The sequence below is a fragment of the Campylobacter sp. RM16192 genome (assembly GCF_004803855.2).
Classification (GTDB): Bacteria; Campylobacterota; Campylobacteria; order Campylobacterales; family Campylobacteraceae; genus Campylobacter_A.
This window is the reverse complement of record NZ_CP012552.1, coordinates 509,369-522,653: the sequence shown is the minus strand read 5'-3', so window position 1 is coordinate 522,653 and position 13,285 is coordinate 509,369. Positions and strand designations below refer to the sequence as shown.

Genomic DNA, 13,285 nt, shown 5'->3' with positions numbered 1-13,285 from the left:
CCCCTTAAAAGGAGTTCTAACTTTGATTGCTTGAAAGAATTATAAACCACTTCGGTAAATCAACGGCTAATCAAACCTGATTTGCTCTGTTTTAGGTACTTCAGCTATCTTTTTATTGCCAAAACGCTTTATAATTGGCTTTTTTAGACTCCTGGAATCTAAATTTTTATGCGGTAGATACTTTTTTTGTATGAGAAGCATCTTTTTTATTCTATTATTTACGATAGTTGCATATATAAGATCGCCATAAGAGAACTCGTGACTATCGCCACAAAATATACCGCTTTTAAGCTTATTATTTGAAGTATCGGTGCTATTTATAGTATAACACCATCCTGATTCAGAATATACAAGATCGACTATAACACCCTTTATCATCTGCTCTTTAACAGGAAGAATGATTGGTTTTTCTACTTTTTTTAGCGGAGCAGTATTTACAGAAGTAAAAAAACTGCGAACATCCGCTAAAAAATATAGATAAAATCAGAATTAATACGATTTTAAGCCTGAACATTAAGTACATTGCCACCCAATTTAGCTATTTGCTGATCTATGGCAGCTAAAGTTTTCTCCATTGTTTGCTGGGAAATTTCAGGCAATTTATTTCCCCACATACGCTCGGCTTCTCTAAAGCCATTTAATACACCATCTTTTCCGGCTTGAAGCTTTTCAAGATCGCCTCCAGATCCATTTATCACAAAATCAGCTATTCTATTTGCTGTATTTGTGATACCAAAAAATCCATTATCGCTTATAAGATCGCTAGCTTCATTTTGCGATAAAGAGGATATATCTTTTCCAGAATAGCCGATAGTTTTATAGTCAATATTTTTTAAAATATCCTCTAAATTTTCGGGAATCCTTGACATTTGCTTAAAAAAACCAAAATCTATTGCCGATTGCACACTGAAATTTAACCCGCTTTGTTCAAAAGCTTTATTTTGAAAATCAGAAAAATAGCTATTTGTAACCTGTAAAGCACTTAAATTTGAAACTAAGTCCCTAAATTTAGAACTATTTTCGTTTTGATTTAAACCATAAAAGTTAAAATTACTTGATACGGAATTTATTTGCATAATTCCTCCTTATTATATTTCTTATCATTCTACTATATTTTTTTAAATTTACTCAGCCTCTTTTAGAATGACATTTCTTAAAAGCTCTACTCCCTTTTCTATATCGTCCCATTTTGAAAATTCTGCAGGATTGTGGCTAATTCCGTTTTTTGAAGGAATGAATATCATCGCAGTAGGGCAAATTTCAGCCATATGCATCGCATCATGCCCTGCTCCGCTTGGCATGATCTCATGGCTTAAATTTAACACCTTAGTCTCAGAGGCTATCAAATTTATAAGCCTATCATTGAGTTTGCAAGGAGTATCAAAAGCAAGCTGTTTGATCTCGCATTTTACGACACGTTCCTTTTCTACTCTTGAAATTTCAGCCAATATCTGCTCGTAAGCCTCTTCGCGAGTTTGTAAATTTATGCCTCTTAGATCAACTAGCAGCGTTGTCTCTCCCGGCACTACGTTCATCACGCCAGGTTTTACAGAGCAGTTTCCGGTAGTTGCAACTACGCTATTTTGAGCATTATCTTTTGCGATTTTTTCAACTGCTAAGATTATCTCGGCAGCTGCACAAAGTGCGTCATTGCGGTATTTCATCGCTGTTGTTCCTGAGTGCTGAGGCTGTCCGATAACTCGCACGCTAAATCTATGCGGAGCGGCGATAGCGCTAACTACGCCGATTTGGATCTTTTCATTGTCAAGAAGCGGTCCTTGCTCGATGTGAATTTCAAAAAAGCTCTTATAGTTTGGCTCTAAATTTTTAGCCTCTTCTATCCTTTTTATATCTATTCCAAATTCGCCAAAAATTTCGCCTATCTCTTGACTTCTAAAGTCTTTTACCTCTTTTAGCTTCTCATATCCAAGCTTACCACACATTACCTTGCTTCCAAGAGTTGCGATATTAAACCTGCTTGACTCCTCGCACTCAAACACGATCAGCTCAAGCGGATGTTTTGTTTTGATATTTTCATCATTAAGTGAGCAAATAACTTCGAGTCCGCCAAGCACACCTAAAATTCCATCAAATTGACCGCCATTTATAACCGTATCAAGATGAGATCCAAAGGCTATGGCAGGTAAATTTGGCTCGTTTCCTTCGCGCCTTGCAAAGATATTGCCTATCGCATCTACTCTTACACTAAGCCCAGCCTCTTTGCAGCGTTTTATAAATAGCTCGCGCGCAGCCTTATCTTGAGGAGTGTAAGCAAGACGGCTCATACCTTCACCAAAACTATCATCATTGATTGCATTAATCTCTTTAAAAAGCCCTTTTAATCTATCTAAATTGATACTCATACAAACTCCTTAAATTTAAATTTTAAGTATTTTATATAGTTTAAGTTAAATTTATCTTTATATTTTTATTTTTGTTAGAAGTTATATTAAAAAAGAAAGTTAAATTTAAGCTATTTAACTTTATGATGGATACTACCGCTATAAACTATATCTTTTGCGTGCATATCTTCGTTTGTAAGCACTTCGCTTAGCTTGCCGCTTGCCTTTAGCCTCTCTAAGTCGCCCTCCAAGTCCTCTTGATAGCTATATACCATCGCAACTCCGGCAACTCCCTCTATACGCTCCATAGCCTTAAAAGTTTCAAGCTCATGTTCAAAATTTTCTACGCTTATAAGCGCCACTATCTTTAAATTTTCATGAGCCACAACTTCGCACTCGCTCATTTTACTAAGCGAATTTAAAACATCATCCATTAAATTTTCATCTTTTATATGCACTATAACACTTGAAATATTCATCTAAATCTCCAAAATTTTACTTTTTTCTCATACGCAACGCTTATAAGCGAGCTGTCATCTATAAAACGTATGCCATTTATCGTACTTTGCATAGTTTTTAGTCTTGCCAGCACTCGTTTGCTATTTACTTCAAATACGTCTATATCGCTTAGATCATCACTCATAAATGCTCCAAGTTTGCCGTCATCACTAAGACCTACCGCATAGACTAAGAAATTTGACCTCATCATGCCGATACTACCGCCGATATAAACTCCTGCATGCCTATCCACTCCGCCTGTAATGATAGCGCCGTTTTTATACTCTATGTCATACATATTATCTTTATGAAAGCCAAGCTCGTTTAGCACTTTGCGCTCTTTAGCGTCAAATATATAAACTATCCCGCTCTCACAACCCACCGCTATTTTGCTTCTATCTTCGCTAAGTTCAAAGTCAGATAGCGACGCTATGGAAAATTTTTTGCTAAAATCTATATTGCCCGTTTCTAAATTTAAAAAATAAATTTCATTACTAAGCGAACCGATAATAGCCGTTTTAGGATTTAAAAATAGAGCTTTTTTGATCGATTCGTTATCTAAATTTATAGTTTTAGCCTCTACTCTTTTACCGTCAATCATCTCATAAACATGTAAAAGTCTTTTGCCGTAACTCGTCTCGCTTAGCACCATCAGCACGCCGTTAAGCTCATCTATGCTAAATACTTTTGCAAACTCATCATCGGTAAAATGCGTCTTTATCTTTGGTAAAACTATAGGCTCTAAAAACTCCTCGCTCTTCATATCATAAATATTTACCTGACCGCTGTCGGTACCAAGATAAAGTTTGTCGTTTAAAAGCGAGGAACTTATAACGTTAGAGTGCGCTTCTATGATCTTGTAAGGCTCTTTGATATCAAGAGAAAAAGCCAAATTTAAAAGCACTAAAAAAGCGAGTAGAATTTTCATAAAGCCTCCATTTTGATAGAATTTTTAAAACACACCTCAAGACACTGCGCACATCCCGTGCAGCGTTCGTTTATAACAGGGCGAAAAACGCCAAAAAAGTCAATCGCTCTAAATTTGCATATATCTTGGCAATTATAGCAAATCGTATTATTCCACGCTAAGCAAGAAGCCACATCTATACTAACCTTTGCCTCTATTTTGGCTGGGAATTTTAGACTTAAAACCTCTTTGCCGATCTCTTCGCAAGCTATGGCGCAATCCTTGCAGAAGTTGCAACCTAAATTTTTAAACTCAAAAATAACTCTTTGATTTTCAAATCTCAAAAGCTCGCGCCCGCAAGCCTTTACACAAGGAGCGTGACAATTCACACAATCAAATTCTCCGCAAAAATACGGCGGAGCAATAAAATTAGGCGCCTGCTCTTTGGCGCCTAAAATTTTTGTAAAAAGTCTTCTTCTTGAAAGATTGTTTGCCTCTTGCAATCTTACCTCACACCGTCATTTAGTATATCAAGCAGGTTTGACCTCTCTGCGCCGTCTTTAGTTCTAAACTCAGGTTTGAAGTTATTTTTAAACGGCACGGTCACGTTTGCTTGAGGAGCGTGGCACTGAGTACAGTTAAATCTATCATCGCTTAGCTTATCTGCTAAGTCTTTGTTGTTTCTGATACTATAAAAGTGCGATTTAGGCAGAGGCGTAGCTCCGGCGTCTTTGGCGACATCAGGCATATGGCAGGTTACGCACATATTCATATCTTTGGTAATAGGGATAAGCCCTTCTAGATCATGAGGGATCATCGGAGGAGCGTTTTCAAATGCGCGCTCTATGTTTTTAGCAGTTCCTGCAGGATCGGTTGAGTATTGATACTCCAGTAGCTTGACTGAATTTTCATCCATTACATCAGAGCTTCTTAATCCGCCCAAATCCTTTGGCTTGTTGTCCGCGACCGACGGCGCATTGCACCCTGCAAGGATGATTGCCGCAGCCATTGCACCAAGTGCAAACCTAAAAGTTTTCATTCATTTTCTCCTTAAATTTCTTATGCTAAATTTTAACGCGTCATCGCCGCAAACGTCTACACAGCGTCCGCAGCTGATACATTCGCTAGAGGTTATCAAACCGCTTTCTTTTCCGATTATTCCAAGTACTTGGCTTTCAGGGCATATCACTTTGCACTTCATGCATTTTGTGCAGTTTTGGCTATCATGCTCTACGCGGATAAACGCAAATTTGCCAATCGTCGCATAAAAAGCACCAAGAGGACAAAGCTTTGAGCATATCAGTCTATCGCCCACAAAAGCGTCTATGGCAAACACGCCAAAAGCCACAAATATCCAAAGCGTGCCGCCGTATATGATACCGCGCTGAATTATGCCGATAAAGCTTACTCCCTCAAATGCAGGCGTTTGCATAACCACGGACATAAAAAGCACAAAGGCAAGTATGTAGTAGCGAAAGCTTTTAGAAAACACGACTACTTTTTTATCTTTATCGTAGCCAAATTTGACCCTAACAAATCTTGCAAAATCTGTTATCATATTTACCGGACATACCCAAGCGCAAAATGCACGAGGCGCGATAAGAGCGTATATCAACACTACTATCAAAGCCCCGAGTGCAGCAGAGCCGGCAAGTGTAAAGCTGGCCAAAAACAGCTGCAGCACCGCAAACGGATCGCTAAGCGGGATAGTGCCAAAGATCATAGACGAGCTTAAATTTCCTTGCAAAATTTTAAGTCCGTAAAGATTGCTAACCAAAAACAGAGTCAAAATGGAAATTTGAGTTATTCTTCTAAGCAGTAAGTATTTCATCATATCTCTCCGCTATTAAGGTAGTCTTTGACTTTGTTTTGATCAAGCTTGATCTTGGTGTCTATATCTTTTAGTCTCGTATCATCGTCTTCTATCCAGCCTTTAACGTAGTTGTCATTCACTTCGCCAAGTCCGATCTCTCTTGGAAGCACGAAAATCGCCGCTTTTTTCGTTACGCAGGCGTTTTCGCATTTTCCGCAGCCCGTGCAGTAGTTTGCATCCACCACAGGAAGTAAAAACGCGTGCTTTTCGGTTCGTTCGTTTCTTTTGTATTCAAGAACAAGAGCCTTGTCTATAAGCGGACAAGCCCTATAACAGGCATCGCACTGAATTCCCGCAAATGCTATACAGCTATAAGGATCAAGCACGGCTATGCCCATGCGAGATTTGTTGATATCAAGCTTATCATCAGTGCTAACGAGTTTCACATCAAGAGCGTCCGTCGGACAGGCGACCGTACAAGGGATATCGGTACACATGTAGCAAGGTGTCTCTCTTGGCGTGAAATAAGGCGTTCCAAAGCTTATATTATCGCCAAGCTTTGCTAGGCTTAACGTATCAAAAGGACACGCCTCCACGCAAAGCCCGCATCTTATACAACTAGCCATAAAGCCCTTCTCATCCCTTGCTCCCGGCGGGCGAAGGATGAGAGTTTGAGCCTTAAGATTAGTCTGCGTACTCCAAGTAAAGCCTCCGGCGATCACTAAGCTAATCGCCTTTAAGCCAAATTTGAGTACTTCGCGCCTATCTTTCATATCTACGCCTTATAAATTTTAACCGCGCATTTTTTATAATCGGTCTCTTTTGATATCGGGCAAGTCGCATCTAGGCAGACTTTATTTATAAATACATTCTCATCGAACCAAGGCACATAAACAAGTCCTACAGGCGGCTTGTTGCGTCCTCTTAGATCTACCCTTGCTTTAACCTTACCGCGACGAGACTCAACCCAAACAATCTCGTTTTGCATTACACCAAATTTCTCGGCATCTTGTTCATGCATATAGCAAAGCGCCTCAGGTACCGCACGGTATAGCTCAGGAACGCGCATTGTCATAGTGCCTGAGTGCCAGTGCTCAAGAACACGACCTGTGCATAGCCAAAGCGGATATGTGCTATCAGGCATTTCGCACGGATCCATGTAAGGACGGAAGAAAATTTTAGCCTTGTTATGAAGTGAGAACTTTTCATCTCCGCTTGTCGCCTTAATCAGGTCTCCTCTTGGAAGTTTCGCGTCCTTGTTGCCGTAGAATGCAAATTTCGCTGTCGGGTCAGCTTTTTTCGCATAAGGGTCAAATTTAGTATTAAATCTCCACTGAGTCTCTTTACCGTCAACCACAGGCCATCTTAGTCCGCGAACTCTATGATATGTATCAAAATCAGCAAGATCGTGTCCATGTCCTAGACCAAATTTACGGTAATCTTCCCAAAGGTATTTTTGGACAAAGAATCCATATCCTTTAAATACTTTACCGTCACTTCCAACTACATTTCTATTGTCTCCAAATACTTCAGTGTTGTCATAGTCTTCCATAATAGGATCTTTTGCACCATAACTTCTTGCCTCTTTGTTTGCAAACAACACGTCAAACAATGTATCTTCCTCGCTATAGCCCATCGCTTTAGCCTCTTCTAGCACATTAGGTAATGTTAGCTTGTCATCTACTTTTTGCTCTTTCCATACCTCTTTTAGTTTAAAGCGTTTTGAAAATTCCATCATCTGCCATGTATCAGACATAGCTTCTCCCACAGGAAGAACTTGCTGTCTCCAGTGCTGAGTTCTACGCTCTGCGTTACCGTATGCGCCCCATTTTTCATATATCATCGCAGTTGGCAGGATAAGGTCTGCAACTTTAGCAGAAATTCCAGGATACGGGTCTGAAACGACGATAAAGTTATCCATCTCACGAGCCGCTTTTATCCAGTGGTTTGCATTTGCGGTGTTGTGCCATGGGTTATTTACGTGAACCCAAGCCCATTTTATCTTGCCATCTTCTAAATCACGCATGATTTGGACAAAGTGAGGCCCCGGTTTAGGATTTAGCGTGCCTTTTGGAAGCTTCCAAATTTTTTCTGAAATTTCGCGGTGTTTAGGGTTTGCTACAACCATATCCGCAGGCAAGCGGTGAGCAAACGTTCCAACCTCTCTTGCTGTTCCGCAAGCAGAAGGCTGTCCTGTTAGCGAGAATGCTCCAGAACCTGGAAGCGCTTGCTTGCCAAGCAAGAAGTGGATCATGTAAGCTTGCTCGTTTACCCATGTGCCTCTTTGGTGTTGATTCATACCCATAGTCCAGAAGCTTACGACCTTTCTTTGTTTTTCTATATATAGCTCGGCTAGAGTTTTTAACTTCGCTTTAAATTCCTCTAAATCCTCGTTCGGATCACCTTTTGCAAGTTTAGCAACGAAGTCAAGAGTATAAGGAGCAAGAGCCTTTTTAAACTCCTCAAAGCTTATCTCCCAGTGGTTTCCGGCTTTGGCGTTATTTTTATTTTCCATAACATCGCCGGCTTTTAGTCCAAGATAAGCAAGAGTTATGCCTTCATTATCACTTAGTTTTTTCTTAAGCTCTGTTTCTAATATATCTTTTTCATTTGTGTATTTCGGATGGTTAGGATTATTTCTTAAGCCATATCCTATGTCGGCAGGCCCTGTTGTAAATATACAGTGTTTTTTAACAAATTCTTCATCTATCATCTCAGGGTGGTTATAAACTATCTCACGAGCGATATAGTTAAATATCGCAAGGTCGGTTGATGGCGTAAATATGATCTCGATATCGGCTAAGTGCGAAGTTCTAGTAGAATACGTACTTAAATTTACTACTTTTACTCTTTCAGGATCGGCTAGCTTTCTATCGCTAACTCTCGCCCAAAGCACAGGGTGCATCTCCGCCATATTTGCGCCCCAGCACACTACCGTGTCGGTTAACTCGATATCGTCAAAACAGCCAGAAGGCTCATCTATACCAAATGTCTGCATAAACGCAACAACCGCAGATGCCATACAGTGGCGAGCGTTTGGATCAATGGCGTTACTTCTAAAGCCGGCCTTTATAAGTTTAACGGCTGCAACGCCTTCCATTACGGTATATTGACCCGAGCCAAACACACCTATGCCGTGAGGTCCAAGCTCGTTATAAGCTTTTTTAAACTGCTCGGTCATTACATCAAACGCTTTTTGCCAGCTTACTTGCTTAAATTTGCCCTTTTTATCAAATTCACCCTTTTCATTTACGCGAAGAAGCGGATGTGTGATACGATCCTCTCCATACATGATCTTGGCGTTAAAGTATCCTTTGATACAGTTTAAGCCTCTGTTTACAGGAGCAGCCGGATCTCCTTTAACGGCTACTATTTTGCCGTCCTTGGTTGCAACCATAATACCGCATCCCGTTCCGCAAAAGCGACATGCAGCCTTATCCCAGCGCCAACCTTTTTCGGCATTTGAATTCGCCATCAGATTGGCAGGCATCGCTATACCGGCACTAGCACAAGCGGCGCTTGCGGCGGCACTCTTAATAAAATCTCGTCGATCCATTTTTTCTCCTTAAAATTTTTTAAGTTTTTTCTTAAAATTTTATTTTATATTTTAGATATTAGCTTACAAAAGCTGAGTTTAAATTGATTAAAATCAATTAATTTATTATTTATGTTTACTTAATTAGCCTAGATAGTGAGTTGTATTATTATTTACAGTTTTTAAATAGCTCCTAAAACCTGCAATATATAATTTTTTATATTGATATTTTAATACTTATTCTAATTTTAAAAGGTAAGATATTAATTTTCATAGCTTTATAATCAGTGTATTTTGGTAACACTTTGGTTTTAAAGCTAATATTTTTCTTAGAAAATTATTAATAATTAAAAATAAATTTAGAAATAAAGCTTCATTAATTTAATTTTTTATTCTTAAATATAAAAATTAAATTATAATAAATTTAGATGAATAATATTGAAAAGTAGCTCACAAAATAAAATTTAGCGTGATTTCTCACGCTAAATTTTAAAAACCAAGCTTAACTCCCCCACCTTGATTAAGCTCATAGTTAATCTCTCTTCCTTGATCAAGTCCAATATTGTTATTTGACAGAGGTCTACAAATATCTCCTATTGAAATTTTTCCATCTTTCATCGCAGCATAAGAAATTTTTGGCGTTACACGTGAAATTTCAACACTACCCACACGCCTCTCAACTCTTCCTGTAGTCTCTTTGGTATAGGCATCTTTTAATGCTTTACCAAGAGAGAAACACTCATAAACTTCACCTACAGATAGCTTTTGTGTAAAAACAACTTCAGATGCGCTTACATCTGCAACCTTTAAAGGATATATAGCGTTTACTATATCTTTTACGATACTGTTTGCTATCTCATCTATTACAAGATTTTCTGCTATTAAACCGCTATTTTTTTGGCTAGTTTTAAAGCTTAGAGTGTTTGAAAATTTAATTTGACGAGTAGCAAAAAGAAGTACCTCATAATCAATCACAGTTTCCATATCGTTGCTAACTTTGCCTGTTAGATTGCTTGTTTTTGTTGTAGCGTCCACACCTCTTATCTCAAATAGCAAGATATAATCTGTTGCAAGAGCCTGTCCTAATTTATACTTCTCATCTTTGTGCGTATCTCTATCTCTTATGAAACTCTTTTCTAGTTCATAATAACCCTCATTTTGCCTATCGAGCAGATTAAATTTGCGACTTTCTAGCAACTTAGTTGTTATTCTTTTATGAATTAAATCTCCGATGCTTGCATACTCTATAGGAGATTTATCAAAAAGAACTACACTTCTACGACTATCGGCACTTAAGCCGGGAGCCTTATATTTTTTTGTAGTCGTAGTTTTTTTAATTTCCACAGTTGCAAAATATCTGCCTTGCATATCTTGATCAACAATTAAAACTTCATAAGAATCGGCTCTACCCTTGGTGGCTTTGTTTATTTGTTCGCTGTATGAGTCTGTTATCTTACTACCGCTATTATCGCTTATAGCGAATGTTTGAGAATTTTTTATAGAGTTTATACTAACTCCATTCATTTTGCCTATAGCTTCAATAATAGCGTTATTTACAGCTTCTTCGCGAGTTATTCCAGTACCTTCGCCAGTGCTAGTCTTTGTAGAAGTTTCTACATCTATTTTAGCATCTAAAACGGAAAATAACAAAAAGAAAATTAAGATAATTTTTTTCATGTTTTATTCCTAAAAGTCATCAAGACTATTGACCATTTTTGATTCTCTTGACTTAGAATTTGTATTTTGTTTTGTTTTTGCTGTTTTTTTCTCTTCTTTTGGCTCATTAAAAGTTGTTGCTTTTTTAGAATTTTCATAGTTTTTAAAAGAATAAAATCTAACGACACCAACTCTTTTTATTCCATGCTCATCTTTCACCGACCAGTCTGTAAGAGTTCTTATGCCTGGCAAATCTCCTTTAGCATTTGCTTTTATGTTTTTAAGAGCTTTATCTATGATTTTTTGAGGATCAAAAGTTTCTTGTTTACTTTCTCCGGTTAGCAAATTTCTTGTTTCTTTGATTGACTGCTCTGTATTTTGTCCTGTTTCACCTTCTCTTACAAGATTAATATTGGTTTTTATAAATTCTACAATTGCAGAATCAGCTTTTTGAGATGCAGTATCTTTTGCTATTTGTTCCCTTTGTGCTATAAAGTAAGCCTTGCTATTTGCAGGATATGAAAAACTCCACTGAGAGTAGCTTATAATTATAGGTGCTCCGTTTTGATCATAAACCATACGAATTCCATATTCGTTTAAGAAATCCTCATCTTTTTGTGGTAAATACTCTCTTATTTTTTTACCTTTACCTTTTATGTTTGACTTTCTATTATAAGACATATCTCTTGCAACCTGCCTTGTAATATCTGAAATAACAGCAACTATACCAACCTCATAAACATATTTACCATCATCTACTTCCCTTCTTGCAACATATGTTTTTACAGGAACTAAACCCGACATGCTCCCTGTTGCATTTGTTAGCATTTTTGCAGTAAATTTATCCGCAAATAGAATTTTCTTTCGCTCTTCTGTTAAATTAGTCGGCTCAATTCCTAAGTCCCTCAATGCTTGGTCAAGCTTAGCTCCCGCAAACTGACCTATTTTTGCGATAATTTGCTCCATTGTGCTGCCTTGCGGGAGAGGATCTATTTTGTCTACGCCTGTTGAATCATCATTGATGTATTGATTTAATTTTTGAATACCGATTTTCCCAAAATTATCTTTAATGTATTCAGATTGTAAATTTAAAAGTGCTCTATCATAGGCAATAGATAAACCCTTTGCATGATCAGTGTCACCCGGGTCAAAAGCAACTGCTTCTTTTGCTTTATAAAAAGTTTTAGAAGTGCCAGTTTCATTGTTAGTAATTACTTCTCCCCAAGTTGCATTATCATATTTGTCTGCGATTTCATTTTGAAAGTCTTTGAAAAAATCATCTACTGTTTTTGCTTTTTTTAGAATGCTTGCGTCAGAAAGAGTATTTTGTTCGTCAATATCTTTTTGTTCAATATCTGCTGACTGTTCTGAATTTACATTTATAGAAGTATTTTTAATATTTTTTTCTTGAATAGCTTCGTTTCCATACAAAACCATACTCAAAGCTAAAGCACCCAAAAATATCTTTTTCATATTTTATCCTTATTGAAAATTGAAATTAGTATTAAAACAGTTTTACCAAGTAACTGACTTACTAGAGCCTGTTTTATCTATTGTCTTTTCATCTTCCCAATAAACAAGTCCTGAGTTAAGGTCTGTTAGTCTTAACAAAAAGAAATACTCAACCTGTGTTTTTCCATTGCTAAGCTTTACGTTATCTTGACGAATTTTACCTGCCAAAGAGAAATCAGGAGCCACTAAAGCGCCTTTTTTGGCTATTGTTTTTTGATTAAATTCATCATCTTTTCTCAACTCTCTAACATCATGACTCATAGAATCAAGTGCGCCGCCAGCTGCAACTGCTGAGGTAAGTACAAATTTACCGCTTCTGCGCATTGCTTGAGTTATCTTGGCTGTTAATTTTTCAGTATCTATTCTAAGTGCTGTATCGTTTACGACTCTACCCATAGCAACCACTTTTCTAACACCAGGCTGTAAATTTACAAAAGCAGGATCGCTCAAAAGACTTTGTATCATCGTTTCGGCAGCCGCTTCAAAATCCTCTCTGTCAAGCCCTAGTGTGAGAGCATCACCTTTTTTAACTTGTGTAGCTTTGCCATCAGTATAAACTGGCTGAGAAGTAGCGCAACCTGTCATTAAAAATGCAGCTAAAACTGCCGACATTAAAATTTTGCTTTTCATTTTGTCCCCTTATTGGTAATATAAATTTTAAAAGTTTTTGCATCTTTATTTGAAGCAAGGTACTTAACAACAGCCTCTCTATTTTTATTCAAATAAATAGTTCTGTATTCATCAGTAATAGAATCTCTTAACACAAAACCACCTTCATCAAACCAAGTAAGTTTGTAAAAAATATTTTGTGTACTGGAGCTAAAAAATACTATCTCTGCCTCCAATAAACCATTTTGATTTATCCTATGGCGGACATCTCTAATAACATCCTCTGATATGCCATCTGCCTGAATCAAACTTGTTCCGCCATGTGAAGGCAAAAATATATTCTGAGTTTTTGGCGAGCAACCTAAAAACATCAACACAGCAACTAGTAATATTGAAATTTTCTTCATTTCATC

General features: G+C 37.6%; 14 protein-coding genes. All 14 read right to left on the bottom strand.

Going from position 1 to position 13,285, the window contains the following annotated elements; translation table 11 throughout:
- Window positions 1-66: 66 nt before the first annotated feature.
- Entirely contained in the window at window positions 67-378 is a 312-nt protein-coding gene (locus CDOMC_RS02710) for a hypothetical protein (RefSeq protein WP_172127712.1), read from the bottom strand.
- Window positions 379-500: 122 nt separating this feature from the next.
- A complete protein-coding gene (locus tag CDOMC_RS02705) occupies window positions 501-1,076 on the bottom strand; it encodes a hydrogenase-4 component G (protein WP_172127710.1) in 576 nt (191 codons plus the stop codon).
- Between the two features lie 48 nt (window positions 1,077-1,124).
- Window positions 1,125-2,363, bottom strand: a complete 1,239-nt coding sequence (locus CDOMC_RS02700; protein WP_172127708.1) for a Zn-dependent hydrolase — start codon at window positions 2,361-2,363, stop codon at window positions 1,125-1,127.
- Between the two features lie 110 nt (window positions 2,364-2,473).
- The gene (locus tag CDOMC_RS02695) at window positions 2,474-2,821 is read right to left on the bottom strand and encodes a chaperone NapD (RefSeq protein ID WP_172127706.1); all 348 of its coding nucleotides are present in this window, start codon (window positions 2,819-2,821) and stop codon (window positions 2,474-2,476) included.
- Window positions 2,818-3,768 carry a WD40 repeat domain-containing protein gene (locus tag CDOMC_RS02690; protein ID WP_172127704.1) on the bottom strand — a complete coding sequence of 317 codons (951 nt, stop codon included), beginning with the start codon at window positions 3,766-3,768 and terminating at the stop codon, window positions 2,818-2,820. The genes CDOMC_RS02695 and CDOMC_RS02690 overlap by 4 nt, the downstream gene beginning before the upstream one ends.
- On the bottom strand, window positions 3,765-4,250 hold the full coding sequence (locus CDOMC_RS02685) for a 4Fe-4S ferredoxin (protein ID WP_172127702.1): 486 nt from the start codon (window positions 4,248-4,250) through the stop codon (window positions 3,765-3,767). The genes CDOMC_RS02690 and CDOMC_RS02685 overlap by 4 nt, the downstream gene beginning before the upstream one ends.
- A 2-nt stretch (window positions 4,251-4,252) precedes the next feature.
- Complete coding sequence (locus CDOMC_RS02680) at window positions 4,253-4,786, bottom strand: nitrate reductase cytochrome c-type subunit (RefSeq protein ID WP_170019438.1); 534 nt, start codon at window positions 4,784-4,786, stop codon at window positions 4,253-4,255.
- The gene (napH, locus tag CDOMC_RS02675; RefSeq protein WP_172129625.1) at window positions 4,787-5,578 is read right to left on the bottom strand and encodes a quinol dehydrogenase ferredoxin subunit NapH; all 792 of its coding nucleotides are present in this window, start codon (window positions 5,576-5,578) and stop codon (window positions 4,787-4,789) included.
- Window positions 5,578-6,333 (bottom strand): ferredoxin-type protein NapG, encoded by a 756-nt coding sequence (gene napG / locus CDOMC_RS02670; RefSeq protein WP_172127700.1) that lies wholly within the window; start codon window positions 6,331-6,333, stop codon window positions 5,578-5,580. Before napG ends, napH begins: the two co-directional genes overlap by 1 nt.
- Window positions 6,334-6,335: 2 nt before the next feature.
- Window positions 6,336-9,116: a nitrate reductase catalytic subunit NapA gene (napA, locus tag CDOMC_RS02665; RefSeq protein ID WP_172127698.1), complete on the bottom strand. Its 2,781-nt coding sequence runs from the start codon at window positions 9,114-9,116 to the stop codon at window positions 6,336-6,338.
- Between the two features lie 468 nt (window positions 9,117-9,584).
- On the bottom strand, window positions 9,585-10,772 hold the full coding sequence (locus CDOMC_RS02660; RefSeq protein WP_172127696.1) for a hypothetical protein: 1,188 nt from the start codon (window positions 10,770-10,772) through the stop codon (window positions 9,585-9,587).
- A gap of 9 nt (window positions 10,773-10,781) precedes the next feature.
- Window positions 10,782-12,224 (bottom strand): DUF6844 domain-containing protein, encoded by a 1,443-nt coding sequence (locus CDOMC_RS02655; protein ID WP_172127694.1) that lies wholly within the window; start codon window positions 12,222-12,224, stop codon window positions 10,782-10,784.
- Window positions 12,225-12,266: 42 nt separating this feature from the next.
- Entirely contained in the window at window positions 12,267-12,893 is a 627-nt protein-coding gene (gene lpoB / locus CDOMC_RS02650; protein ID WP_172127692.1) for a penicillin-binding protein activator LpoB, read from the bottom strand.
- Complete coding sequence (locus CDOMC_RS02645; RefSeq protein WP_172127690.1) at window positions 12,890-13,279, bottom strand: DUF1425 domain-containing protein; 390 nt, start codon at window positions 13,277-13,279, stop codon at window positions 12,890-12,892. The genes lpoB and CDOMC_RS02645 overlap by 4 nt, the downstream gene beginning before the upstream one ends.
- Window positions 13,280-13,285 lie beyond the last annotated feature (6 nt).